The sequence below is a fragment of the Falsiroseomonas sp. E2-1-a20 genome, assembly GCF_051433195.1.
In the GTDB taxonomy this organism is placed as follows: domain Bacteria; phylum Pseudomonadota; class Alphaproteobacteria; order Acetobacterales; family Acetobacteraceae; genus Falsiroseomonas.
The window spans coordinates 61,610-86,213 of the sequence record NZ_JBHMFT010000021.1; the positions used below are offsets into that span (position 1 = coordinate 61,610).

At 68.2% G+C, this 24,604-nt stretch carries 20 protein-coding genes and 1 pseudogene; 9 read left to right on the plus strand and 12 right to left on the minus strand.

Features of this window, described 5'->3' with window-relative positions:
- Positions 1-25 precede the first annotated feature (25 nt).
- Positions 26-1,981, plus strand: coding sequence for a glycosyltransferase (locus ACFHPP_RS21755; RefSeq protein WP_437165338.1), 1,956 nt, complete (start codon positions 26-28; stop codon positions 1,979-1,981).
- Positions 1,971-3,059 (plus strand): polysaccharide biosynthesis/export family protein, encoded by a 1,089-nt coding sequence (locus ACFHPP_RS21760; RefSeq protein ID WP_437165339.1) that lies wholly within the window; start codon positions 1,971-1,973, stop codon positions 3,057-3,059. The genes ACFHPP_RS21755 and ACFHPP_RS21760 overlap by 11 nt, the downstream gene beginning before the upstream one ends.
- Before the next feature lie 3 nt (positions 3,060-3,062).
- Here the strand turns inward: ACFHPP_RS21760 and ACFHPP_RS21765 are convergent, their stop codons facing one another.
- Positions 3,063-4,826, minus strand: a complete 1,764-nt coding sequence (locus ACFHPP_RS21765; protein WP_437165340.1) for a M10 family metallopeptidase C-terminal domain-containing protein — start codon at positions 4,824-4,826, stop codon at positions 3,063-3,065.
- Positions 4,827-5,274: 448 nt separating this feature from the next.
- On the opposite strand from ACFHPP_RS21765, the gene ACFHPP_RS21770 reads away from it, so the two are divergent.
- From ACFHPP_RS21770 to ACFHPP_RS21780, 3 genes are all read left to right on the plus strand, one after another.
- Positions 5,275-6,555: a nucleotide sugar dehydrogenase gene (locus ACFHPP_RS21770; protein WP_437165341.1), complete on the plus strand. Its 1,281-nt coding sequence runs from the start codon at positions 5,275-5,277 to the stop codon at positions 6,553-6,555.
- A gap of 128 nt (positions 6,556-6,683) precedes the next feature.
- Complete coding sequence (locus ACFHPP_RS21775; RefSeq protein ID WP_437165342.1) at positions 6,684-9,638, plus strand: sialate O-acetylesterase; 2,955 nt, start codon at positions 6,684-6,686, stop codon at positions 9,636-9,638.
- A 305-nt stretch (positions 9,639-9,943) separates the two neighbouring features.
- The gene (locus ACFHPP_RS21780) at positions 9,944-10,195 is read left to right on the plus strand and encodes a hypothetical protein (protein WP_437165343.1); all 252 of its coding nucleotides are present in this window, start codon (positions 9,944-9,946) and stop codon (positions 10,193-10,195) included.
- Positions 10,196-10,207: 12 nt separating this feature from the next.
- Here the strand turns inward: ACFHPP_RS21780 and ACFHPP_RS21785 are convergent, their stop codons facing one another.
- Positions 10,208-10,606 (minus strand): DUF4112 domain-containing protein, encoded by a 399-nt coding sequence (locus ACFHPP_RS21785; protein WP_437165344.1) that lies wholly within the window; start codon positions 10,604-10,606, stop codon positions 10,208-10,210.
- A gap of 349 nt (positions 10,607-10,955) precedes the next feature.
- Here ACFHPP_RS21785 and ACFHPP_RS21790 point away from each other — a divergent pair, with 349 nt between their 5' ends.
- The 3 genes from ACFHPP_RS21790 (at position 10,956) to ACFHPP_RS21800 (ending at position 14,185) form a co-directional block, all read left to right on the plus strand.
- On the plus strand, positions 10,956-12,122 hold the full coding sequence (locus tag ACFHPP_RS21790) for a cobalamin-independent methionine synthase II family protein (protein WP_437165345.1): 1,167 nt from the start codon (positions 10,956-10,958) through the stop codon (positions 12,120-12,122).
- A 91-nt stretch (positions 12,123-12,213) separates the two neighbouring features.
- Positions 12,214-13,203 carry a Bug family tripartite tricarboxylate transporter substrate binding protein gene (locus ACFHPP_RS21795; RefSeq protein WP_437165346.1) on the plus strand — a complete coding sequence of 330 codons (990 nt, stop codon included), beginning with the start codon at positions 12,214-12,216 and terminating at the stop codon, positions 13,201-13,203.
- Between the two features lie 208 nt (positions 13,204-13,411).
- Positions 13,412-14,185, plus strand: a complete 774-nt coding sequence (locus ACFHPP_RS21800; RefSeq protein WP_437165347.1) for an SDR family NAD(P)-dependent oxidoreductase — start codon at positions 13,412-13,414, stop codon at positions 14,183-14,185.
- A gap of 175 nt (positions 14,186-14,360) precedes the next feature.
- Here the strand turns inward: ACFHPP_RS21800 and ACFHPP_RS21805 are convergent, their stop codons facing one another.
- Entirely contained in the window at positions 14,361-15,176 is an 816-nt protein-coding gene (locus ACFHPP_RS21805; RefSeq protein WP_437165348.1) for an exodeoxyribonuclease III, read from the minus strand.
- A gap of 54 nt (positions 15,177-15,230) precedes the next feature.
- Here ACFHPP_RS21805 and ACFHPP_RS21810 point away from each other — a divergent pair.
- A pseudogene (locus ACFHPP_RS21810) lies at positions 15,231-15,689 on the plus strand (alpha/beta hydrolase family protein); the annotation flags it as partial.
- A gap of 200 nt (positions 15,690-15,889) precedes the next feature.
- Here the strand turns inward: ACFHPP_RS21810 and ACFHPP_RS21815 are convergent.
- From ACFHPP_RS21815 to ACFHPP_RS21855, 9 genes are all read right to left on the minus strand, one after another.
- On the minus strand, positions 15,890-17,086 hold the full coding sequence (locus ACFHPP_RS21815) for an amidohydrolase (RefSeq protein ID WP_437165349.1): 1,197 nt from the start codon (positions 17,084-17,086) through the stop codon (positions 15,890-15,892).
- A gap of 59 nt (positions 17,087-17,145) precedes the next feature.
- Positions 17,146-18,786 (minus strand): M28 family peptidase, encoded by a 1,641-nt coding sequence (locus ACFHPP_RS21820; protein WP_437165350.1) that lies wholly within the window; start codon positions 18,784-18,786, stop codon positions 17,146-17,148.
- A 4-nt stretch (positions 18,787-18,790) separates the two neighbouring features.
- The gene (locus tag ACFHPP_RS21825; protein ID WP_437165351.1) at positions 18,791-19,234 is read right to left on the minus strand and encodes a Bug family tripartite tricarboxylate transporter substrate binding protein; all 444 of its coding nucleotides are present in this window, start codon (positions 19,232-19,234) and stop codon (positions 18,791-18,793) included.
- A 224-nt stretch (positions 19,235-19,458) separates the two neighbouring features.
- The gene (locus ACFHPP_RS21830; protein ID WP_437165352.1) at positions 19,459-20,331 is read right to left on the minus strand and encodes an isocitrate lyase/PEP mutase family protein; all 873 of its coding nucleotides are present in this window, start codon (positions 20,329-20,331) and stop codon (positions 19,459-19,461) included.
- Positions 20,332-20,350: 19 nt separating this feature from the next.
- Complete coding sequence (locus ACFHPP_RS21835; RefSeq protein WP_437165353.1) at positions 20,351-21,187, minus strand: tripartite tricarboxylate transporter substrate binding protein; 837 nt, start codon at positions 21,185-21,187, stop codon at positions 20,351-20,353.
- Positions 21,188-21,660: 473 nt separating this feature from the next.
- The gene (locus ACFHPP_RS21840; protein ID WP_437165354.1) at positions 21,661-21,858 is read right to left on the minus strand and encodes a hypothetical protein; all 198 of its coding nucleotides are present in this window, start codon (positions 21,856-21,858) and stop codon (positions 21,661-21,663) included.
- A 38-nt stretch (positions 21,859-21,896) separates the two neighbouring features.
- Complete coding sequence (locus ACFHPP_RS21845) at positions 21,897-23,171, minus strand: Zn-dependent hydrolase (RefSeq protein WP_437165355.1); 1,275 nt, start codon at positions 23,169-23,171, stop codon at positions 21,897-21,899.
- Between the two features lie 31 nt (positions 23,172-23,202).
- Entirely contained in the window at positions 23,203-24,387 is a 1,185-nt protein-coding gene (locus tag ACFHPP_RS21850) for a Bug family tripartite tricarboxylate transporter substrate binding protein (RefSeq protein ID WP_437165356.1), read from the minus strand.
- Positions 24,388-24,399: 12 nt separating this feature from the next.
- Positions 24,400-24,604, minus strand: a 205-nt coding sequence (locus ACFHPP_RS21855; protein ID WP_437165357.1) for a hypothetical protein, incomplete at its 5' end; no start/stop codon positions are given.

Here is a 24,604-nt window from a genome sequence, read left to right on the forward strand (position 1 = left end):
TGCGAGCGGCGCATCGCAGGATCTGGTGACGGCAGCCCTGGCGCGTGCAGAAGGCGATGCGCCGGCGCCCGCGGGCGTGCTGGCGGCCGCGGAGCGCTGGGCGTTGGCAGAGGACGCTTCGCAAGCTCTCGATTCGGTGCTCGGCTTGGTCGCCCGGCATCCTGGCGCGGAGCGGCTGCAGCTGCTGGCGGTGCGCCTGCTGGAGCGGTTGCAGGGACGCGGCGGCGCGATCACCGCCTGGCGCGCCCTGCATCGGCGCTTCCCGCGCAACCCCGACGCGCTGCTGGTGACGCTGCGCTGGACCCTGCGCCAGCACGGCCCGGGGCCGGCTGCATCGCTGCTGGCTACCTGCTTCCCCGACCCGCCAGCCTCGGCGCCCGACATGCTTTTGCTGGCGCGCGCGCTTGAGGAAATCGGCGAGCAGATTCTGGCGGATGCGGCCTTTGCCCGGTTGGCGCGGCGGCACCCAGGCCACGAGACCGGCTGGCTGATGCGGGCGCAGGCCGAGGAGCGCCGCGGCCGGCCCTGGTGTGCGCAGCAGGTCGTCGCGGCCGGACTTGCCGCCGTCGGGCCGCGGCCAAGACTGACCGCCGCGGCGCTACGTCTCGAGGCCGAGATGGCCGTGCTCGACCGCGTGGTCACGCCGGCGATGCGCGTACCGGGCCGCGATGTCGGCAGCCTGGTTCTGGCTGGCCTGGTGCAGCGGGCGGCCGCGGACCGCGCCGCGCCGATGCCGGCGGCTGGCCGGATCGGCCCCGTGGTCATGGTCGGTGGCTCGCTCGGTGCGGGGGGGGCGGAGCGGCAGATGGTGACCTCGGCCATCAGCCTGCAGGAGGCGCATCGCGGGGCGCGGCCGATTGCCGGGCACCTGCTGGGCGGCGTGCAGGTGGTCTGCCGCGCGCTGAATGAGCGGCCGGGCGGTGGCTTCTTCGCGCCGCAGCTCATGCGCCACCGGGTACCGCTCCGATGCTACGCGTCGCTGCCGCCCTTCGGCGGCCAGCCCGAGGATTCGGCGGCACGCGATGCGGCGGCACTGATCCGCTTCCTGTCGCCGCGCGTGGCGGAAGCTACGGTGCGTTTGACGGACGCGCTGCGCGGCATGGCGCCCGCCGTGGTGCATCTGTGGCAGGACGGAACGATCCTCGCCTGCGTGCTCGCGGCCCTGCTGGCCCGCGTACCGCGCATCGTGCTGTCGGTGCGCACCGCGCCACCGCAGGACCGCCCGGAACGCGACCGGCCGGAATACGCTCTGCTGTACCCGCTGCTGGCGCGCATGCCCGGCGTGACCTGGACCGCGAACTCGCGCTTCGCCGCGCAGCGCTACGGCGCCTGCATCGGCATGGACCCGGCCAGGATCCGCGTTGTGCCGAACGGCATCGCGCTTCAGCCCGCAAAGGCTTCCGCCGCCACGCGCGCCATGCTGGCAGGCTTCGAGTCGCGCACCGGTGCCGGCTTCACCGTCGGTGCCGTGATGCGGTTCGACGACAACAAGCGGCCGCTGGAGGTTATCGAATGCGCCGCACGGCTGCTCACCCAGCGCCCCGATGCCCGCTTCATCCTGGTTGGCGACGGGCCGTTGCGGGCCGAGGCGGAGGCGTGCGCGGCGGCGCTGGGCGGGCGCGTGCTGTTCACCGGGCGGTCCACCGATGTCGGCTTCTGGCTGGCGCGGATGGATGCGCTGGTGCTGCTGTCGCGCTGCGAGGGCCTGCCCAATGCGCTGCTGGAAGCGCAGCTCGCCGGCGTGCCGGTGGTGGCGACGCCGGCCGGCGGCGCGCCAGAGACGCTGCGGCACGGCAGCACCGGCTACCTGCTCGGCGACGCGGCGGTGCTGCGGCCGGAGGAAGTGGTGGCGCGGCTGCAGGACATCGCCGCATCCGGCGGCCGCACCGGTCCAATGTCACGCGCCGCACGGCGCTTCGTCAGCGAGAATTTTTCGGTTGGTCGCATGCTGGAAGGAACGGTGGAGAGCTATGTCCAATAGAATCGGCGCGCGGGCCGTGCTGTGCCTCATGCTGCTTGTGGTCACCGCCGGCTGCGGCGCCACCGCCCGCAGTGGTCCCACGGCCACGGCTATCCTCTCGCCGGGCCAGGGCGAGGCGAGCTACCGCCTGGTCGAGATCACCAGCGCCACCATCCTACCCTTCGCGATGCGGCAGGAGGCCGGCGCCGCGGCGCAGGACATGCCGGTGGCGTCCCCGCAGTTCCGCATCGCGCCCGGGGACGTGCTGAACATCATCGTGTTCGAACGCAGCGACGGCGGCCTGTTCGCGCCGGCGTCGACCGGCGGCAGCAGTTTCCCGGCCGTGCGCGTGGATGAAGCGGGCTTCGTGACGCTGCCCTATGCCGGCCGGGTGCGCTTGGCGGGGGGCACGCTGGCGCAGGCCGGCGGGCGCATCACCGGCGCGCTGGAGGGCACGGCGATCGATCCCCGCGTGCATGTCCAGCTTGCCAGCAGCACGCGGCATTCCGTGCTCGTCGCGGGCGAGGTGCGGACGCCGGGGCGCGTGACCTTGCTGGACGGTCCGCTGACGGCGCTGGATGCGGTGGCCCGGGCCGGCGGCCCGGCGCAGCCCGCGCAATCGCTGGATGCGGTGATCCACGGCCCCGGTGGGACCCGGCGCATGGCCTATCTGGACCTGCTGGCACGCCCCTCGATGCAGCTCGCCGCGGGCGAGCAGGTGATCCTGGAGCCGAATGAGAGGCGCTTCCTGGCGATGGGTGCCGTGCTGCGGCCCGGCCTGCAGCAGATGACCCTGTCGCGCATGAGCCTGCTCGAGGGACTCGGTCTCGCCGGCGGGCTGAACGACCGCGCGGCCAATCCGGCGGGCGTCTTCCTGTTCCGGCTGCCGGAAGCGGGCCGCGCCGCGGCGGCGCAGCCGACGGTGTTCCACCTCGACATGGCGCGTGGCGAGGCGATGCTGCTGGCGCACCGCTTCGCCTTGCAACCCGACGACATCGTCTATGTCAGCAACGCCCCGGTGTGGGAGGTGCAGAAGGTCATCGCGCCGTTCCTCCAACTGCTGACGCTGGGTGTGGCCGGCGCGGCGGCCGGCGGATGATCATCAGAGGATGAAGTCGCGCGCGCTCAGGCCGTGGCTGCCGGCAAGCTCGATCTCCAGATCGGCACGTCGGTCGCCATCGACATCCGCCGAGATGATGGTGCGCCCGGCCTCCTGCGTGGCGCGCAGCTCCCCGGCGGTGCCGCCGAAGGCGCGGCCGCCAAGCCAAGTGAACGCCTGGTCGCCAGACAGCCGGACATTCGCGTCGATGCCGGACATATCGAACCGGTCTCCGGATGCGAAGTCGGTGACCAGGTCGCGGCCATCGCCGGCCGGAGACTCCGCGACGCTGCCATAGACGAAGAAATCCTTCCCGGCACCGCCGGTGATCACATCGCGGCCGGTGCCGCCCTGCAGCCGGTCGCCACCGGCGCCGCCATCCAGCGTGTCCGCACCGGCACCGCCGAGCAGCACGTCGTCGGCATCGCCGCCACGCAGCAGGTCGGCGCCCTCGCCGCCCTCCAGAAGGTCCTTGCCGCTGCCGCCATCGAGCGTGTCGTTCCCGGCGCCGCCCAGCAGGCTGTCATTGCCGGTGCCGCCGGACAGCAGGTCATTCCCGGACCCGCCGAGCAGCGTGTCGTGGCCGGTGCCACCTTCGATCCTGTCGTCGCCGGCGCCGGCATCGACGTAGTCATCGCCGCCGCCCGCGAGGATGGTGTCATTGCCGGCGGTGCCGATGAGGCGGTCGGCGTCGCCGGTGGGCCGGGTGCTGCCGGTCGCGGGGTCGGTCGCGGGGCCGGGCGCGGGCTGGTCCTCCACGGGCTGCGCGGGCACCGGGTCGGCGGGAGCCGCAGGTGCGGGTGCCGTCGGGGCGCCGCCATCCGAGTTGATCTGGCCGGTGCCGGCATTGGCGAGCACGAAGTTCGCGACCTGCGCCGCGCCCACCTTCGTGTAGGCGTAGGGCACGTTGTAGGTCGCGGTGTCGGCATCGTTGCTGGTGCCGATGGCCTCGCCGTCGCTCACCTTCGACCAATTGATGTTCTGGAAGATGTTGCCGCGCAGATCCCAGAAGCCGAGCTCGGAACTGTCCTTGCTCATGATCGGGTTGTCCGAGTCGACAAAGACGTTGTTCTCGATGAGCCCGACCGCGCCCATGCGCAGGTTGATCCCGGAGGTCTCGATTCCGCTGTAGTGATTTTCGTAGATGTGGACGTAGCCGTCACGGACGCTGGGCGTGCGGGAACCGACGTTCTCGAAACGGTTGTGGCTGTAGGTCACGAAACGCCCGCCGGTGTCGCTGTCGGAGTGACCGACCAGTGATACCTTGTGGTGATCATGGAAATAGTTGTTCGAGACGGTGATGTATTCAGCGCCACGCTTGATGTCGACCAGGCCATCATAGAAGTCCTTATCGACGTCCATCGTACTATAGAACTCGTTGGAATCGATCCAGATATTCCGGGAGGCGCCCTCGATGCTGATGGCATCCTTGGTGCCGTTCGTGACGTGGTGGATCTCCAGGTTCCGGAGGATCAGATTTGATGAACCACTCTTGATATGTATCCCGATTCCGTCGAATTCGGCACCGTCGCCGGTCCCGATGATGGAAATATTGCTGCGGCCGTCGAGGGTGATCGCACTTCCGCCACTATTCTGGGGAGTGATCACGCCGTCGACCCTGATCGTCACGGGTCCGGCGGATTTCGTTGCGGCGTCGATCGCGGCTTGCAGGGCGGCTCCAGTGGAGACCGTCACGATCCTGCCCCCGGCACCGCCCGAGGTGCCGCCGTTCAACGAAGCAAAGCCGTGCGCGAGATCAGTTGCCATGATCAGAAGTACCGCCTTCCGCAGCAGATGTTGAAGCTGGCTGCAGGCCTATGCGGTCATCCTCCAGCGTGCAAGAAAAAACAATAAGGGAATGCGTAATAATCAGGACTGTTCGCTACGTCGCATAGGAATATAAATTCCCGCGATACGACATTGCAGAATGTTATCGAGAGATTCGTTTGTGATTTTAAGAATAGTCCGAAACGGTAATAATTTGTAGTGTGCCTCCAGACAATCGAGAGGGGCGGTGTGTCCCGAGGCGACGCAGAACCGCACCTGCCAGCTTGGTCGCCAGTTTGGACCGGGTTCCCGTGGCCCGGGGGCGCCCAGTCCCCCATGCTGTGCCCGATGAGGCAGGCGGGGAGCGCGGGCGATGCCGGAGTGGACAGCCGCGGTGGCGACCAGGGCCCGGTGGCGCGACCCTTGCCGTTCCGGGGGGGGCTGAGCCGTGGACGCGCGCCGCCTCGCCGTGATCGGTCTCGGCTATGTCGGGCTGCCGGTCGCCGTCGCCTTCGCACGTGCCGGTCTGCGCGTCATCGGCTTCGATATCGACCGCCGGCGCGTCGCTGAACTGCTGGCCGGCATCGACCGCACGCGCGAGGTGCCGCATGAGGACCTGTGCGCCGCGCGCCTCGCCTGCACCAGCGATCCGGCCGAGCTGCGTGACACGGACATCTTCATCGTCACGGTGCCGACGCCACTGACCGCGACGCGGCAGCCGGACCTCGGGCCGCTGCTGCGCGCTTCGGAAACCGTTGGCCGGGTGCTGCGCCCCGACGGGCTCGTCATCTACGAATCCACAGTCTATCCCGGTGCGACGGAGGAGGAATGCCTGCCGGTGCTGGAGCAGGCCTCCGGCCTGCGCGCCGGCCACGACTTCGCCATCGGCTACAGCCCGGAGCGGATCAATCCCGGCGACCCCGACCACCGGCTCGACAGCATCATCAAGGTGGTCGCGGCGCAGTCGCCCGCGGCACTGGAGGATGTCGCCGGCCTCTATGCGCGCATCGTCCGCGCCGGCATCCACCGTGCCGCATCGATCCGCGTTGCCGAGGCCGCGAAGGTCATCGAGAACGCGCAGCGCGACCTCAACATCGCCTTCGTCAACGAGCTGGCCTGCATCTTCGATCGGCTGGGCATCGATACGCAGGACGTGCTCGCCGCCGCCGCGACCAAGTGGAACTTCCTGGATTTCAGGCCCGGCCTCGTCGGCGGCCACTGCATCGGGGTCGATCCCTACTACCTTGCCCACCGCGCCGAACGCGCCGGCCACCATCCGGAGGTGATCGTCACCGGCCGCCGCATCAACGACGGCATGGCCAGCTTCGTCGCACGCCGCTGCGTGCAGATGCTGATGCGCCACGGCGGCCAGTCGCGCCGCGTCACCGTGCTCGGGTTGACCTTCAAGGAGAACGTGCCCGACCTGCGCAACTCGCCCGCGCTCCATCTGGTGCGGGAGATCCAGGACCACGGCCTCGACGTCCAGATCGTCGATCCCCTGGCGGATCCGGAGGAGGTGCTGTCGGCCACCGGGCTGCCGCCCACGGACCTGCTGGAAGTCCGTCCCGGTGGCGCCGTGGTGCTGGCCGTCGCGCACCGCGCCTTCGTGAAGTCGGGCTGGAGCCTGATCCGCCGGTGCCTGCTGAACGAGGGCGGCGCGGTGCTGGATGTAAAGGGTTGCCTCGATCGCAGCCAGGTGCCGTCCGACGTCGATCTCTGGCGACTGTGAGCATCGCCATGCCATCCAGACTGGACGTCAATCCTGACCAGTCTCCGGCCCGCATCGGATGCGACACGGCGTAGGATGGTGCCGGCGGTGGCGGACACTGCCGCAGACCCCAACGGGAGGAAACCAGGGTGATCTTCATCCAGCGCGAGGGTACGACGGGGACCGTGCCCTTCACCGGCGACATGGCGCGCGTGCTCGACCAGCACGGCAATGTCGTCGTGGGTTGGACCTCCGGTGGCAGTCTTGGCGGGATCCCCCAGGGCGAGGGCTACAGGCTCGAGGTCAGCACCGGCGGCGCCGTCGTGGCGGAGGACCTGGTGGTCGGCGCGGTCGTCTTTGTCATGGGCCAGTCGAATATCCAGCGCTGGTTCGATGGGCCGCAGGATGAACTGTCCGGCGGCGGCGTCTACGGCATGGAATGGAACGGCGAGATCGGCGCAGTCTCCGGCGGCGCCGCGCAACACTTCGCCCGCACCTATGGGGCCCAGCTCGGTGCGCCCGTGCTGATCGTGGAGGGCGCCAAGGGCGGCACCGCGCTGCTGCCGGAGGCGGACAAGGGCAACGGCCACTGGATGTCGACCGCCGCCGGATCGCTGTACGCCAACGTGCTCGGGCTGCTGGCGCAGGTTGGCGGCAGCGCCGAGGTGGTGCTGTGGGGGCAGGGCGAGACGGACGGGTCCGAGGGCATATCCGAAAGTGCCTATACCATCGCGCTGACCCAGTTCATGGAGCGCGTTCTTGCGGATTTCAGCCCCGATCGCGTGCTGATCCAGGAGATCGGGCCGCGCGGCAGCGATGACGGCAAGTATGACGACGTGCGTGCCGCGCAGCACAACGTGGCCGCGGCAATGCCTGGCGTCGCCATCGGCGCGCTCACCTCGGACCTGCTGACCATCGAGGACGGCATCCACCTGAGTGGCGCCTCCCGCATCCTTGCAGCCGATCGCATGGTCATCAGTTCCCTGGCGCTGGAAGGGATCGATCACGCCCGCAGCCTCTGGACCGGTGCCGACGACAGCCAGGTGGGCGATACGCGCGTGGCGGGGGCGGGACGCGATGAATTGCGGGGACGCGCCGGCGATGACTGGCTCGATGGCGGCGCGGGTGACGATGTGCTGCTGGGCGGCGCGGGCGCCGACACACTGCTGGGCGGCGCAGGTCACGACATCCTCTGGGCCGGGGCGGGCAATGACCATGCCGATGGCGGTGCGGGCGACGATGTCATCTCGGGGGGCGCGGGCGCTGACACGCTGCTCGGTGGCGACGGGAACGATGAGATCTGGGGCGATGACGGCGATGACGAGATCACCGGCGGGGCCGGCAACGACCTGATCTACGGTGGCGCTGGCGAGGACACTGCGGTCTACGCTGGTGTCAGGGCCGGCTACATCGTGCTGGCCTCGGGCAGCAGCGTCACCGTATGGGACATCGATCCGGTCGACGGCGACGACGGCCGCGACGTGCTGTCCGGAATCGAGTTCATTCGGTTCAGCGACGCGGTGATCGATCCCAGCGGCGCTGGCCTGCCGGCCCTGTTCTCCGCCGGCGCCGACTTCGTCGATTTCGCAACGATCGTATTCGGCGAGTGGCTGCCCGCCTCGATGTACGAGGCGCTCGGCGGCAACGACGAGGTCTACCTGCCCTACGATGCCGCCGCCGCCATCGCGGCCGGCTACGACGTGACCAAGGCCTTCGATGCCGGCGGCGGCGACGACGTCGTGATCGGCGGGTCGCTGTCAGACACCATCCGCGGCGGCAGCGGCGCCGATATTCTCAATGGTGGTGCCGGCGCCGACCGGCTGGATGGCGGCACCGGCAACGATCTCTACTACGTCGACGATCCGCTCGACATCGTCTTCGAGAAGCCGGGGGAGGGCCTGGACACGGTCGTCGCCACGGTCTCGTTCCGTCTCAAGAGCAACGTCGAGAACCTGGTGCTCGCCGGCACCGCCGACATCACCGGCTCGGGCAACGACGAAGCCAACGTGATCACAGGCAATGCCGGCGCCAACAAGCTGATGGGCCATGGCGGGGCGGACACGCTGATCGGCGGCGACGGCAACGATACGCTGGATGGTGGCAGCGGCGCTGACGTGATGATCGGCGGCCTCGGCGACGACCGCTATGTCGTGGACGATGCCGGCGATGTGGTTGTGGAGGAGCCGGGTGGCGGCTACGACCTGATACAGACCTATTTCAGCACCGTGATGCCGGCCAACATCGAGCGGCTGTCGCTGATGGGCGCGGCGGATCTCTGGGCGACCGGCAGCGCCGGCGACAACCGGCTCGACGGCAATGCCGGCAACAACCTGCTTGATGGCGGCAATGGCAACGATGCGCTGTACGGCCTCGGGGGTGCCGATACGTTGCTGGGCGGCTCCGGCAACGACCTGCTGGATGGCGGCGAGGGAGCCGACCTCATGGTTGGCGGGCTTGGCGACGACCGCTACAGGATCGACAACGAGGGGGATGTGGCGGTCGAGGAGGCGAACGGCGGCTACGATTGGATCGAGACCTTGTTCAGCACGACGCTGCCGCTGAACTTCGAACGCCTGTCGCTGCTCGGCAGTGGTGACCTGTCCGGAACCGGCAACGCCGCGAACAACCGGATCGACGGCAATTCCGGCAGCAATATCCTCGATGGGGGCAACGGCAACGACCAGGTCTATGGCCTCGGCGGCAACGACCTGCTGTTCGGCGGCGGCGGCAACGATACCTTGGAGGGTGGCCTCGGCGTCGATACCTTGTGGGGCGGCGCCGGCAACGACCGCTTCGTGTTCCGGAGCAGGGAGGAGATCGGCGGCGGCACCACGGGCCTCGCCTCCGACCTCATCGCCGACTTCATGCATGGCGACCGCATCGACTTCAGCCGCATCGATGCCGTCAGCGCGACGGCGGCGGACGAGGCGTTCATCTTCATGGGCGCCGCCGCGGCGACGGGTGCCGGGCAGCTTTCCTTCTCGCACGACGTCGTTGCGAACCAGACGATTCTGGCCGGGCACCTGGACGGCGACGGCATCGCGGATTTCGAGCTTCTGCTGACCGGCCTGCTCAACCTGGTTCCGTCCAACATCGCGCTCTGAGGGAGGCAGGCCACCAGCCTGACGGGCCTTCGCCGAAGCGCCGCCCTGCAACACGGTCGTTCGGGGCCGGACCGGGTGGCGTGGATCCTGCCGATCGGTCCCATCCATGTATCCCACCCGGGCCTGGCCCCTTCGGAGCGACTCCGACCCGCAAAAACCGGTGGAAACACCCCTTCGCGGGCCGGCGGGTTGGGGCGCCAGGATGCCCAAGCCGGATCTCGTAAACGCCGCGTTTCTCCAGGGCGTTAGCGTCAGGCTGGCTGCAATGTGTGCCAGTCTTGTGTCACAGGCAAGCAGCGCCTCGCGTGGGTCAGGATGACGGCGCTACGCGGCGATGGTGTGCCGCTGCGGCGTCTCTGGCCGGGCGGGAGCCGGCGGCGCAGGTGGCGCATCGCCCGGTGCTGGATGTCGGGCTGGTGCATGCCGAGGGTGTCCTGGGCGAAGCGGCCGTGGCGAAGGCGCTGAACCGGCGTGGGATGCCGACGCCGCAGGACACGGACACCTGGTTCCACCTGACAGTGCCACGGGTGCTTGCGAGAACGATTCCGCCTGCCTGACCGGACTGCCCGTCAGTCGGCCGGGCGAGGTTTCCGGTCGAGGTGCTGCCGCAGGAGTGCCATGTTGCGCAGATTGGCGCGAAAGAAGACGTCGCCGATCCAGCCGGCAACGGGCACCGCGCTGATCAAGGCGTCAACGCCGATGTTGCCGATCATGCGCAGCAGCATTCCCGGCGGCACACCCAGGCGCCGCGCCTCCAGGATCAGGTAGGCCGAAACGCCCTTCGAGGCTATCAAGCCGAGGCCCGGTATGAGATTCAGCGCGGCATCCGCGCCGAACCGGATGCCGGTACCCGGGATGCGCCACCTGCTGTCGAGGACGCGCGCAATCATTTCCAGTCGCCTGCGGACGTCCTTTTCGCGAGCGGATACTGTCGAGGACTGCGCAATGGTGAATTGACGGCCGTTCATTCGTTCACTCCTGCCGGCCAATCGGGCCTGTAGGACTGACAACGCTGTTTCATTCGATCGGTGGCAAGAATCCAGCACGCCACTGCCGCGAGGGCCGGTCGCCGCGGCAGGATCGGCCGTTGGTCGGGCGGCCGGCCAGCTTCCGAGGTGGAGATAGTGCCGGATTGGCCGTCTCCGTCTGTTGGAGCCCGAGCGCCTGGCCGGTTCCGGCAGACCCGATTTCCATGGAACCGGCTACAGGTCACCCTGCCTTGCCGCCATAACCATTTGCTGATCCCATGCCGCGGCGCCAAAGGTTCGCCATGCTCCGCGAGTGAACTGCAAAGCGACAGAGGGGAAAGCCAGCCAGATGCGCCGCAGCACGGACCGTATCCTGACCACCCATACCGGCAGCCTGCCGCGTCCCCGCGCGTTGACCCGCCTGCACGCGCGTCGCGCCCGTGGCGAGCCGGTGGATGAAGGTGAGCTTGCCGCGGCAGCGCAGGCCGCGGTCGCCGCGATCGTGCCGAAGCAGATCGCCGCCGGCATCGACATCCCGAACAACGGCGAGCAGGGCCGCGAATCCTTCGTGCTGTACCTGCGCGACCGGCTGACCGGTCTCGGCGGGCAAAGCAAGCGCGGCGGCTTCGCCGATGTCGAGGCCTATCCGGAATTCAAGGCGGACTTCACCGCCGCCGTCTCCGGGAAGGAGGCCGCCAGCGTCACCAGCCACCTGCCGAGCGCCGTGGCGCCCATCACCTATATCGGTCAGGCGGCGATGGCGGCGGAGCTGGCGGAATTCGATGCGGCGCTCGCCCCCGCGCAGGGCCGCTTCGCCGAGGCCTTCATGGCCGCACCCTCGCCCGGCATCGTCGCCGCCGTGGTCCAGAACCGCCACTACGACAACGAGGAACGCTACCTCGCCGCGCTGGCGGAGGCGCTGCGGGTGGAATACCGGGCGATCCTCGATGCCGGCCACACCCTGCAGATCGATTGCCCGGACCTGGCGCTGGAGCGCCATGGCGCCTACCAGGACCTGCCGCTGTCGGACTTCCTCGGCTTCTGCGAACGTGCGGTCACCGCGATCAACGCGGCCATCGCCGATCTGCCGAAGGACCGCATCCGCCTGCATGTCTGCTGGGGCAACTATGAGGCACCGCATGACCGCGACGTGCCTTTCGCCGATATCTGGCCGGTGATCCGAACGCTGCGCGTCGGCGGCTTCGTGCTGCCCTTCGCCAATCCGCGCCATGCGCATGAACACAAGGTGTTCCGCCAGATGCCGCTGTCCGAGGAGCAGATCCTGGTGGCCGGTGTCATCGACACGCTGACCAATTTCGTCGAGCATCCGGAAGTGGTGGCGGAAAGGCTGGAACGCATCGCGGACAGCATCGGCGCGCCGGAGCGATTGCTGGCCGGCACCGATTGCGGCTTCGACACCTCCGCCGGGCGCGGCCGCGTCTCGGCGGATGTGGTCTGGGCGAAGCTCGCCAGCCTGGCGGAAGGCGCGCGCCTCGCCTCCGCCAGGGTACTATGACCATGTGCTGGATGTGCACCATCCGGCGTCCGACGCAGCGCCCGAAGCCGAAGCCGCCGAAGGCGGAGCCCACCACCCAGGGAGAAAAATCATGAAGCGTCGCACCATGCTGGCCGCCGCCGCGGCCACCCTCGTCACGCCGGGCCTTGTCCGCGCCCAGAACACCCAGAACGCCGCCTGGCCCGGCAACCGCCAGGTCCGCATCGTCATTACCTATCCGCCCGGCGGCACCTCGGATTTCGTGGCCCGTGTCTATGCCACGCGGCTTTCCGCCGAGACCGGTGGCAACGTGGTGGTGGAGAACCGCTCGGGCGGCGGCGGCGTGGTCGGCTGGACCAATGTCGTGCGCTCTGCCAATGACGGCACGACGCTGCTGCTGACCGACAATTCGCTGGCGACGGCGCCGCCGCTCTATCCTGACCTCGGCTTCGACATCCGGCAGGACTTCACGCCGATCTCGCTGCTGGTGGACTACCCGACGGTCTTCGTGGTACCCGGCAATTCCCCGGTGCGGACGCTGCGGGAGTATGTGGACAGCGTGCGCGGGAAGCCCGCGGATGCGAATTTCTACGGCAGCATGGGCGCGGGATCCTCGCCGCATCTGTACACGGAATACCTGCAGGATCTCGCCGGCATCCGCATGACGCATGTGCCCTATCGCGGCATGGGACCAGCCTTCACCGACCTGTTGGCCGGGCGCATTGGGCTGTTGATCGCGGCCCCGGCCACGGTGATGGGCGCGGTGCGCGAGGGTCGTGCGCATGCCATTGCGATCGGCACCCAGGGCGGGCGCATTCCTTCCCTTCCGGATGTCGCGACGGCGAAGGAACAGGGCTTCGATTTCAGCTATTCCTTCTGGTACGGGATGCTCGGCCCGAAGGGCATGGACCCGGTGCTGGTCCGGCGCATCCAGCAGGAACTCGACAAGGTGCTCGCGCACGCCGAAACCCGCGCACGCTTCGTGCAGCAGGGCGCGACACCCGTGGCCGGCGACGCCGCCGCGCTGCGGGCCGTGATGGAAAGTGACCTGGCGCGCTGGAGCGAGGTGGTGCGCGCCAAGGGCATCACCATCCAGAACTGAGTCGCGCCGCGCCGGTGCACGTACTGGACCAGCCACGTCCGCCGCGTCCTGTGGCAGGCACGAAAGGCCATGGACGATCGAGCGCTGGCCGGAGATGGATCCGGTTGCCCGCTTCAAAAGCTTCCTCGCCGCCGGGTTTGCGGCGAGACCGCAATGATTGGCCGCGCTGAACCTGACGGCCAGCCGGGACAGCAGGAGGAACAGGCGGATGACCGGATTGAACCAGGGGGCGCTGGGTCCCTACGGGCTGCAGGGCAAGGTCGCGGTGATCACCGGCGGCAGCAGCGGCATCGGCGCGGCCTCCGCACGGCGGCTGGCGGAACTCGGGGCGACGATCGCCATCGGCTACAATAGCGGCCGCGACAGGGCGGAGGCCCTGGCGGCGGAACTGCCCGGCGGCGGTCACATCGCGCTGTACCTGCCGATGGCGGACAGCGACGCGATCCGCGCCTCGGCGGCGGAGGTGGAGGCAAAGCTAGGCCGGGCCGATGTTCTGGTGAATTCGGCCGGCACCACGCGGGCCGTGCCGCATGCGGATCTGGAGGCGCTGGATGACGAGACCTTTGACCGCATCCTGATCACCAACGTCCGCGGCCCCTATTCCACCATCCGCGCCTTCGCCCCGCTGCTGCGGCGCGGCGGAGACGCGGTGATCGTCAACATCTCCTCCCTCTCCGGGGTGAACGGGCTCGGCAGCAGCATCGCCTACTGCGCCTCGAAGGCGGCGCTGGACACGATGGGCCTGGCGCTGGCGCGCGTGCTGGGGCCGGAAATCCGCGTCATCGGCATCTCGCCCGCCGCGGTGGATACCGGCTTCGTGCCAGGCCGCAGCCGGGAGGCGGTGCTGAAGCAGGCGGAGTTGACCCCGCTGAAGATCGTCTGCCAGGCCGATGACGTGGCGCTCGCCGTGGTCGCGGCAGTGACGCATCTGCGGCTGACCACAGGCACATCGTTGCTGGTAGATAGCGGCCGGCACCTGTAGCCACTACCCTGCGGCGGCGACCCGTGGCGTCGGCGAGACCTCGTTGAGGCAGAGGCGGGAGGGCGCCTTCCGCCGCTTCCGCACCTGAGGGTGGTTCGGATGGCAGGACGGGAGGGAGGATCGGGCTCGCATCTTGCACGGCAGTGGCGATGCATGGCGGCGAAGGTTGCAAGCGTCAGCGCTTGCGGTCCTGCCGCGCCCGCCCGCCCGCCCGCCTGCCGGGCGCAGCACGACCCACGCCGGCGCGTGGTCTCTCGCTCCCTCTCGGCCTCGCACGTCCCGATCCACGCCCGCGGTCTTCAGCCGGTCGCTGAGCGCCGGGCTGAGCAGGATGTGGTCGATCCGCAAACCCGCATCGCGCCGCCACCGATCGCGCTTGTAGTCCCAGAAGGTGTAGATTGGTCCGGTTGGATGCGCTGCGCGGATCGCGTCGGTCCAGCCCTGCGCAAGCAGCCTGGAAAAAAGCTGCTCGGCTTTCGGGCTGCAGCAGTGCATCCTTCGCCCAGGACCTGGACGGATAGATGTCTGCATCCGTGGGGACGACATTGTAGTCGCCAGCGAGCGCAACCGGGATCCCGGCCTGCTGCAAGGTCGCGGCATGGGCAATCGGCCGTTCGAGCCAGGCCAGCTTGTAGGCGAACTTCGGGCCAGGCTGGGGATCGCCGTTCGGCGCGTAGAGGCAGCCGATGAGGACGCCGCCAACGGCTGCCTCGATGTACCGGCTCTGCAGGTCCTTCGGATCGCCGGGCAGGATCCGGCGGGTCACGACAGGCTCGACATCACGTGCGAGGATTGCCACCCTGATCCAGGTCCGCTGCCCCACCCACGCCGCGTGGTAGCCCGCCGCCCTGATCGCTTCGGTCGCGAAGGCATTCTGCGCCGCCTTGAGTTCCTGCAGACAGATAACGTCGGGCCGAGCCTCCCCGAGCCAGTCGAGCAGGTTCTGCAGGCGCTTGTTCACGTTGTTGATGTTGAAGGTGGCGATCTTCACGGGGTCGGCTCCCGGGTCATCCGCATCAGGTAGGCAGGCAGCAAGCGTCCAGATCGGCCGCCGCTCGCGCAGGCGACAGTCCAGGCTGCTGTCAATGCGGCGCGGGCGCGGCTGCCCAAGGTGCCGCTCTTCGCCGAAAGGAAGTCCTTTGGCGGTCGCATGACGTCGCAGGCACAGGCGGAGGCACCGCTGCCGGATCTCTCGGGACTGGTCTTGCTGGGCTTCCCGCTGCACCCGGCGGGCAAGCCGAGCACCGATCGGGCAGATCATCTTGCGCGGATCAGCGTGCCGATGCTGATTTTTCAGGGAACGCGCGATGCCCTCGCCGACATGGCGCACCCGCGGCCTGCAATCGCGAATCTAAGGGAACGGGCGACGCTGGCCGTGTCGGAGCAGGCTGACCACGCGTTCCATGTCCTGGTGAGGTCCGGGCGGACCGATGCGGAAATCCTTCACGAGATGCTCGATCGTGTTGCTGCGTGGATGCGAGCGGTCGCTGTTCAGCCTGCGTGACCGCTCGCCTCCACGGCTTGCCGGAAACGTCAGCTACTGCGCCTCGATGCATTTCCGGATCGCCACCAGCGCTTAGCTCAGTTGCCCTTCGCCGGATTGCGGAGGCATCAGATCAGGTCGTCACCATTACTGCCGTACACAGACGAGTTGGTAGTTCCCATGCTGAACATGCGAGGAAGCGCGGAGGCTCCCGCGTCACGTCAGCCCATCCAGGCCCCATCCTGCGCGACAAGCCGGCCGGCATGGAAGACACTGCGCCGTGGCGGGTGGCCACCGATGGCCTCCGGCACATTCTCGACCGGAAGGCTGAACAGGTTCGCCGGACTGCCCTCGACTATGCCGTAGGGGGCGATGCCCAGCGCCGCGGCTCCCTGGCTGGAGACCATGTCGAACAACTCCTGGAGCAAGGGATCGGTCCGCAGATCCTCGCGCCAGCCGATGATGGCGGCGCGTTCCAGCATGTCCGCGTTGCCATAGGGGCTCCAGGTATCGCGCACATCGTCGTTGCCGCAGAACACGCGCACCCCGGCGCGCCGCAGCAGCATCAGCGGCGGCAAGGTTGCACCGCCCGCGCCATGCGTGACGAGCGAGACGCCCGCCTCCGCCATCAGCGCGGCCGCCGCCTTTTGCAGCGACTCACCAATGCCGCCAAGGCAGAAGCCGTGGCTGATGGTGACGCGGCCCTGCATGCCGCCCGCCTTGGTCCGCGCGCAGATTTCCTGCAGGCTGAACAGCCCGAGCTGTCCTGGCTCGTGCAGGTGGATGTCGATGCCGACGCCACGCCTCGCGGCGATGGCGAAGATGCCGTCGAGCTGGCCGGAAGGGTTGCGATCCACCTCGCAGGGATCGATGCCGCCAACCAGGTCAGCTCCTTCTCCGATCGCGGCATCCAGCAGCTCAAGCATCGGCGCGCCGCCCTGGCGCATGACCCCTGCCTGCGGGAAGGCGACGACCTGTACCGTCACGGCATGGGCATGGGCCTGCTTGGCCGCCAGCACGCCCTGAAGCGCCGCCAGGCCAAAGGCGGGGGTGATGTCGGCATGGGTGCGGATGTGCCCGGTGCCATGGGCGACGCAGCGACGGATCAGCTCCCCGGCGCGCTCGCCAGTTGGCAGAGGCAGGCTCGGCAGCAGGCGCTGGTCGGTGTCGATGCGGCTCTGCCGGAACGGCTCCGCCGCGTGCGGCTGCCAGGGCAGGCCGAACAGGGTCTTGTCCAGGTGCATATGCCCATCGACCAGCGCTGGCAGGAGCAGGTCTCCGCCGAGGTCCATCACCTGCGTATCCGCCGGGCCCGGCGCGTCGGGCGGCAGGATGGCTGCGATGCGGCCGGCCGCGATGGCAATGCGCGGCCTGCTGCCATCGGCGAGGCGGAGATTGGTCAGCAGCAGCTCGGCCATGGCGACACCTTCAGTGAGGAGGGCCCGAAGGAAACCCCGGGCAGGATGGGATCGACCCGCTAGGCGCCGAGGGCGCCCAGGGCCTGGCTGACGGAATGGGCCACCCGGTTGCGCGCCCGACGCGCGGAGACCGTTCGCAGATGCGCCTCCTCCGTCCCCGGCGTGGACGCCGCAAGAGCCCGCAGGGGCTGCAATACGGGCCAGGGCTGGTGCGGCAGGGCGCTATCATGCACGAAGCGGTCGCCGCTGGTGTAGTCCATCGGCACGAGAGCGCGGGAGACACGCATCAGCGTCGCATCCGGGAAGGGTCCGCCCGCGGCGCGGCGTTCGAGATGCCGCGCTGCCTCGATCAGCCCCGACAGGTCGAGGCGCGTGCCAAGCCTCGCTGCGATCGCCTCCAGCTCGGCCCGCAGGGCCGCGGCATGGCACGCATAGTCGAGCGGCAGGTGCAGGTCGGTCAGCAGGCGGCACACGGCATGCGCGACGATCCGCGTGTCCCGCATCAGCTTCTCCGGATCGACCTTGTCGATCGTGTCGTGCGGCGTGTGCCACCACCAGCCGAGCGCATTTCGCATGCCGCCAGCCGAGGCAGGCTGGCCGCTGAGCGTGCCGAACATGGCCGGCACGCCGATGCCCCAGAAGGACTGGTCGCCGGACCGCCCGCTGCGCTTGCCCTTGTAGTCCTGCCCCGCATGGGCGGAGATCGCCTCCGCCGCAAGCGACCAGAGCTCGGTGGCCGAGCCGGTCTGCGTGACATCCACCGCATCCCTGCCGCCGGTGCTGTCCACGTTCACATGCGCGACGCAGCGGGCCTCGAGCTCGGCCCAATGCTCATCTGCATACCAGGAGGAACCGGAATAGCGGCCATGCGAATGTCCCGACCAGAAGCAGACGCGTAGAGAGCGCTTCCAGGATTCTCGATGTTCCGCGCAGGCACGTGCCGTCTCCATCATCGTGGCATTGGCCGCGCCATTGTCCATCACGCCGTGGTACCAAGTGTCGTGATGGCCAGAGAACAAAATGAAGGGCGCATCCGCGGCGCCGGGTGCGTCCATGTCGCAGACCAGGATCGGCGTTTCGCGCCAGCCGGTGTCCACCTGCGCATGGATCGTCGCCGTCAGCAGCGGCGCGAGCCGCGCGCGTAGCGCGGCGCCATCCGCGTTGCTGATCGTGACGGCCGTGGTGACCGCCATGTTCCCGACCGTCTCCTGCGAGGGGCTGCCCCAGACGGGCGAGATGCACATCTCATAGAGGTGCTCATTCGGGCTGACATGGATGCTGCCGAGCACGCCGGCTTTGGCCGCACGCATGGCCACCGCCGGGCTGGCGATGCCATCGGCGAGGATGATTTTTCCGCGCAGATCGCGACCTCGGAACTGCGCCTCCGCGGCATCGCCGACGTCCACGATCTCCGCCGTCAGGCCATCAGGCGCGGTGGAGCGGGACATGGAATGCGTGATGCAGGGTATGTCCCTCCCGTCGACCAGCATACGGGCCGGGCCGGGCAGGCTGATGAAGGCCGGATGGTGCAGCAGCGTCGTGCGGAAGCCATACTCTTCCATGCGCCGCTGAAGGTAGGCGAAGCTCTCCGCCTCCTCCGGTGTCCCGCTCAGCTTCACGCGCCGGGCGAATTCCTCGAGATGCTCCTGCATCTCCTCGCCACACAATGCGGCGGCGACCATGCTTGCGAGATCGGCCATCGCCTCAATCCACCTTGATGTTGGCGTTGCGGATCACCCGCGTCCAGCGCTCGATCTCGACGCCAAGCAGGCTGGCGTAGCCTGAGGCGAGCAGGCAGACCGGGATGAAGTCCCGCAAGGGATCGTAGGGCAGGCGCGGCATCAACCCGGGGTTGATGGCGAAGCTGGAATCGACCCGCAGGATTGTCTGGCCATCGGGTTCGGCCCGCGCCACGACCTCCGTCCCGATCACGCCGCCGCCACCCGGCCGGGTGTCGATCACCAGCGTCTGGCCGAGCACGCGCCCGACGCCGATCTCGATGATGCGCGCGAGGTTGTCCGTGCCGCCGCCGGGCCCGAAGGGAATGACGACGCGGACGGGGCGGGTAGGATAGGCCGGCTGCGCCTGCGCCACGAACGGGGCCAGGACGGCGGCTGACATCAATGCGCGGCGGCCGGGACGGGGCATGGTCGAGGCGTTCCTCTCAGGAGGCAGGATCACGAGCGCACGGCAGGATGGTGGCCGGCGCCGATATCCCACCATGGGCCGGCCATGATGATCAGCCCCTCGCGCAGCAGGGGTTCCAGCGCGTGTTCATCCAGCGCATGTTGATTGCGTCCAACATGGCCGTACACTATCGAACGGCAAATGAACGACAAGGACCAGGTGCCGAGCTTGCATGGTGGATGCGCTCAGCGCTGAACCACAAACCGCCTGGCCTGCTCATCATAGTCACCATAGCCAAGTGACTCGCGCAGCTCCTTCGGCGAGAGAGAGTTCTTTGCCTCCGACTCACCGGCTGCAATAGCCGCCAGGCCGGCCTTGATGCTCGAAATTGCCGGGGAGAGCATGCCGGTGGGAAAGGTGCCGATCTTCAGGCCGAGTTCCGCGGCACGTTTCTGCGTCGGCGTCTCACGCTGGGCTCCCGGTGAGAGCACCGCGAAGTGCGGCCGTCCCTGCGACGCGGCAACGGCGCGTCGCACCTCCTCCTCATCCTTCGGACTGTCCAGGAAGAGGATATCCGCGCCTTCCTCGACATACATCTCAATCCGGGCCACCGCTTCCTCAATCCCGGCTGTGGGCCTGCAATCCGTCCGCGCCATCACCAGAATGCCGCTGTCCTTGGCCGCTTCCACCGCGGCGCGGATCTTCATCCGAACTTCGTTTCGCGGCATGCAGGGCTTGCCGTCCGCGGTCAGCGCCCGCGGCGTGATCTTGTCCTCGATCAACACGGCTGCTGCACCAGCGCGGCCGTAAGCACGAACCGTGCGCTGCACGTTCATCGGGTTCCCATAGCCGTGGTCGCCATCGGCCAGGACCAGCAGATCTGGTGCCGCACCGCGGACCATCTCCAGACTGTTCAGCATCTCGGCGAAGGAGATCAGGTCCAAGTCGGGCCCGCCCAGCCGGCTCGCTGCCACGCAGGAGCCGGAGAGGAAAGCAGTCTTGAACCCGGCGGCATGGGTCAGCTTGGCCGTCAGTCCATCCCAAACTGCCGGCATCGCAACGAACCCAGGCTCGGCCAGCAGGGCACGCATTCTCTCGGGTGGCGTCACGGCGTTCATCTCCAACAAGGTCCGGACATCAGTCGCGCCAGGGCTTCCGCGCCCAGAGTGCGCGCAGTCGCGCATCCTCCTCCAGGAACAGCCTCTCCTGGTCGGCAGCGCTCATGGCACGGCGGGGCAGGTTGAGGCGCTCGGCTTCCGCGATCCACTCCGGGTCCGCGTTCGCTCCGGCGATGGCGGCGCGCAGCGGTTCGCTGATCTCGGAGGGAAGATTCGGTGGTGCGACGAGGCCGCGGGTGGAGCCGCCGAGGACGGCGAAGCCCTGCTCGCGGAAGGTCGGTATGGCGCCGGTCGCCGCCCAGCGCTCAGGACCACCCTGCGCCAGTGCGCGGATCGTGCCGTCACGCATCATCCCCAAGCCCTCGCTCATGTTGAAGGAGCCGACGTCGATGCTTCCTGACAGCAAGTTGGTGATGATCGGCGGTGTTCCGTTGAAAGGGACGTGCAAATACTCCGTGCCCGTCGCCTCCTGCAGCGAGAGCTGCAGCAAATGGTCATCGCTGCCGATCCCGGCCGTACCGATTGCAATCTGTCCTGGGCGCGCGCGAGCGGCGGCGACGAGATCTGCGACGCCGCGGAACGGGCTGTTCGCCCGGACCCAAAGGCCACAGGGATCCTCGAGGACATTGCCGAGAAATGTGAAATCCCGCACCCGGTAACGCACCTGCCGTTCGATCGGCAGTGTGATGGAGTTGGGAGCCTGCGCAGCACCGATGGTGAAGCCGTCGGGCACCGCCTGCGCAATGCCCTCGAAGGCCTGCTGACCGCCGGCCGCCGGGCGGTTGATGACGACGAGGTTTGCGCCGGGCAGGCGGCGCTGGACGAAGGGCAAGATGGCGCGGGTCAACATATCCATCCCGCCGCCTGCCGGACCTGGGACCAAAACCTGGACGGGCCGGTCGACCGGCCAGGCGGCAAGCGCCAGCCGCGGCAGGCCCAGAGCCGCGGCCGTGGCCGCACTTAGAAGCTGTCGCCGCTGCATGGCTAGGCCCTCCCTCGACGTGTGGATCGTAAGCCGATGGGTCTGCGGCGCAAGGTCTTGGCGCGAGAAGTCAGGTCGCTGCCGTAGGCGTGACGGTGCGGGTGCCGCTGGCATGCCGCCACCGGCCAGGCAGGAAGATCGTTGTGGCGCCGTTAATCGACGGTGGGGTCCCGGTCATGGCGGATGCTGACCCGACACTGGTGGAGACCGTTCACGCGATCGACGAGATGGCGAAGGCCGAACGTGTCAGGCGATAAGCCTCGTCATTCGATTGCGACTGACGCTGCTGCCCCTCTCGCTCAGTAGTTGAGGAGCGGGCAAATCCAGGGGCGCACTGGTTCAGAAGGTCATTCCCGCCGCCCCAGGAGGCGGGCCAATGCCATCAGGACTGCCCCGGCGCCGATGATCCCGTAGGTCTCCGGGTTGGATTTGGCCATGTCGACGGCCGCCGTTGGCAACCACAGCAGCGTGTCCCAGCCGAAGACGAGGGCCGCCATGCCGAGCATCACGAGCAGACTGCCTACGGACCATAGCAGCTTCGCCATAATCATGATTTTCCTGACGCAGACCGGGTCTCAATCACTTAGGCAGCAGCGGCCATCGCCCAGCGCATGAGCACACGGCAGCCTGCCTCGAAATCCTCCATCAGCATCGCCTCGCTGGGGTTGTGGCTGCCATTCTGGCTGCGCACGAACAGCATGCCAGCAGGAATCCCAGCAGCAGCGAAGCTCTGCGCGTCGTGCCCGCCGCCGCTCGGCATGCGGCAATACGGAACACCGACATCCTCTGCTGCGCCTGCCAGGGCATCCACCAACGCCGGGTCCATCGGCACAGGCGCACGTCCTTGCTCCGCACCCAGGTCGAACCGGACACCACGTCGCGCCTCAATCTCAGCGACCAGCGCGTGCAGCTCCTCGTAGAAGCGATCCAGTGCCACCTGTTGACCGCTTCGCACATCGAGCTTGAAGGACAATTCGCCCGGCACCTTGCCGAAGCCAGCTTGCGGGCCGGTTTCGAACACGCAGAAGGTGACCACCAGTTCCAGGCCTTCCTCCTCCTCCAGCCGGATCCAGGCTTGTTCCAACCGGTGCGCAAGTTCCGCCGCCGCAAGCACCGCATCGCGCCGATGCCGCCGCGGCGTGGCGCCGGAATGGTTGTACTCGCCAATCACGCGCGCGAAGCGGTGGCGACGATTTCCAGGAAGGCCGAACACCACTCCGACCGGGCAGCCCTCCTCCTCCAGCACCCGCGCCTGTTCGATATGCAGTTCGATGTAGGCGGCCACATTGTCCGGCCCCAATTCGCGATGCCCGGCGCGGCACCAATCGGGATCGAAGCCGGATTGGCGCATGGCCTGTTCCAACGTGATGCTGCCATCCATCCGCGGCGTGGCCAGGGCTTCGGGCTCCATCAACCCCAGCGCCGCGCGGCTGCCGGGAAAAGGCGTTGGAAACCAGGCACCGCCCTCCTCGGAGCGGATAGCCATCACATCAATGGTTCGGCGGGGGGTGACGCCGGCGTTACGCAAGCCGACTGCAACAGCAAGCCCCGCCAGCACGCCCGCCGTGCCATCGTAATCGCCACCCTGCGCCACGGAATCGAGATGGCTGCCGATGACGATGCGCTTTGCAGTTGGATCGCTGCCCGGCAAGGTGAGATAAAGATTGCCGGCAGGATCAACACGGCTGACCAACCCCGCCTTTTCGGCAACCTCCCGCACGATGTCATGCGCCGTTTGTTCGCCAGGCCCATAGCCTTCCCGGGTCACGCCACCGCGTGGGTCGCGCGTTGCTTCATGGATGCGGGTGAACAAGGCTGCCGCGAGGCCGACATCCGGCGCTGGCTGGTTCGAGAACATGGCAGGCGATTCCAAGGTACCTCGCATCGCATCAATCCAGCTTCGCGCCGGACGCCTGCACGATGTTCTGCCAGCGCGGCGTATCGTCGCGGATCAGTCGCGCCAAAGCCTCCGGAGACTCACTCAGCACGGTGCGAAAGCCGAGTGGCCTTAACCGTTCCGTCAGGTCGGATTGCGTGGCGGCGATGCGGATGGCTGCCGCCAGCCGGGCGATGACCGGCGCCGGAGTACCAGCAGGGGTCATCACCGCGTTCCAGGTATCCACGTCCAAATCGCCCAGGCCAAGATCGGCGAATTCACCCATGCCCGGCACGTCCGGCACAAAGAACTGGCGGGATTTGGTGCTGACGGCCAGCGCCTTCACCGCGCCGCGCTCAAGCAGCGGCATCAAGGCTGGTGGCGAATCGAACATCATGTCGATCCGCCCCGCCACGAGGTCGTTGATCGCGGGCCCGCCGCCTCGGTAGGGCACATGCAGAATCCGCACCCCGGCCGCCTGGTTCACGGCGGCGATGGTGAGGTGGCTTGAGGTACCGACGCCAGACGAAGCCATGCTCACCTCGTCCGGATGGGCCTTGGCCCAGGCGATCAGCGCGCGGAAGTCGGTCCAGCCTCGTCGCGCGGCGGTTTCCGCGTTGACGACACAGAGCCGCGCGCCGTCCGTGATCTGCGTGACAGGCGCCAGGTCGGTCTTCGGGTTGAACGGCAGGCGAGTGTAGAGAAACTCAGCCGCGCAGAGCACAGCAACACCGACGATGCCGATGGTGGTTCCATCGGGGAGCGCCTTCGCGACAGCATCGCTGCCGATCATGCCGCCGGCGCCGCTTCGGTTTTCGATGACCACGGATTGGCCGAGCACCGGGCCCAGCCGGTCCGCCAGCAACCGGCCCAGGATATCGATGGCGCCCCCTGGTGGGAACGGGACGATGAGCCGCACCGGTCGACCCCCAGCGATGGGTTGCGCCTCCGCCCCAGTCACCATGGCGCCTGCCAGCATGCTGCTCGCCAGAAAAGCGCGACGACCCTGGTTACCGACCATCAGCGATGCCCCCTGAGTTTGGTCGAGCAACGCTATAGGCTGGTTACGCGACTGCCAACCAAGCGCGACCACAATCTGCAGTGGAACCGGCAGTGCGACAATCAGGTTCAGCGGCGTTACGGATCCTGCTGCGACAGCTTGCGATGATCGTCGGCACCCGTCCAACTCGTGGCTCACACGCGCCTGGTTTCATGCAGATCGGTCGACGTCCATCTGAACGACGGCCGCCCTGACCTCTGGCGCCACCCGGCCGAGAGGGGGCGTGACATCCGCCGCGCCACCCGCAAGCACCACTGGGCCGAGGACAAGATCCGCATCGTCCTCGATGAACGCGGCTGTTGACGAGCGCACATGAGGTATACGGCCCACGAGAAGCTCGAGATCATCCGTCTCG

Excerpts from the sequence above, each read along its gene's own strand:
- ACFHPP_RS21760 (WP_437165339.1), top strand. The coding sequence starts at position 1,971 with ATGTCCAATAGAATCGGCGCGCGGGCCGTGCTGTGCCTCATGCTGCTT.
- ACFHPP_RS21765 (WP_437165340.1), bottom strand. The coding sequence starts at position 4,826 with ATGGCAACTGATCTCGCGCACGGCTTTGCTTCGTTGAACGGCGGCACC.
- ACFHPP_RS21785 (WP_437165344.1), bottom strand. The coding sequence starts at position 10,606 with ATGAACGGCCGTCAATTCACCATTGCGCAGTCCTCGACAGTATCCGCT.
- ACFHPP_RS21790 (WP_437165345.1), top strand. The coding sequence starts at position 10,956 with ATGCGCCGCAGCACGGACCGTATCCTGACCACCCATACCGGCAGCCTG.
- ACFHPP_RS21795 (WP_437165346.1), top strand. The coding sequence starts at position 12,214 with ATGAAGCGTCGCACCATGCTGGCCGCCGCCGCGGCCACCCTCGTCACG.
- ACFHPP_RS21800 (WP_437165347.1), top strand. The coding sequence starts at position 13,412 with ATGACCGGATTGAACCAGGGGGCGCTGGGTCCCTACGGGCTGCAGGGC.
- ACFHPP_RS21815 (WP_437165349.1), bottom strand. The coding sequence starts at position 17,086 with ATGGCCGAGCTGCTGCTGACCAATCTCCGCCTCGCCGATGGCAGCAGG.
- ACFHPP_RS21820 (WP_437165350.1), bottom strand. The coding sequence starts at position 18,786 with ATGGCCGATCTCGCAAGCATGGTCGCCGCCGCATTGTGTGGCGAGGAG.
- ACFHPP_RS21825 (WP_437165351.1), bottom strand. The coding sequence starts at position 19,234 with ATGCCCCGTCCCGGCCGCCGCGCATTGATGTCAGCCGCCGTCCTGGCC.
- ACFHPP_RS21830 (WP_437165352.1), bottom strand. The coding sequence starts at position 20,331 with ATGAACGCCGTGACGCCACCCGAGAGAATGCGTGCCCTGCTGGCCGAG.
- ACFHPP_RS21835 (WP_437165353.1), bottom strand. The coding sequence starts at position 21,187 with ATGGATATGTTGACCCGCGCCATCTTGCCCTTCGTCCAGCGCCGCCTG.
- ACFHPP_RS21840 (WP_437165354.1), bottom strand. The coding sequence starts at position 21,858 with ATGGCGAAGCTGCTATGGTCCGTAGGCAGTCTGCTCGTGATGCTCGGC.
- ACFHPP_RS21845 (WP_437165355.1), bottom strand. The coding sequence starts at position 23,171 with ATGTTCTCGAACCAGCCAGCGCCGGATGTCGGCCTCGCGGCAGCCTTG.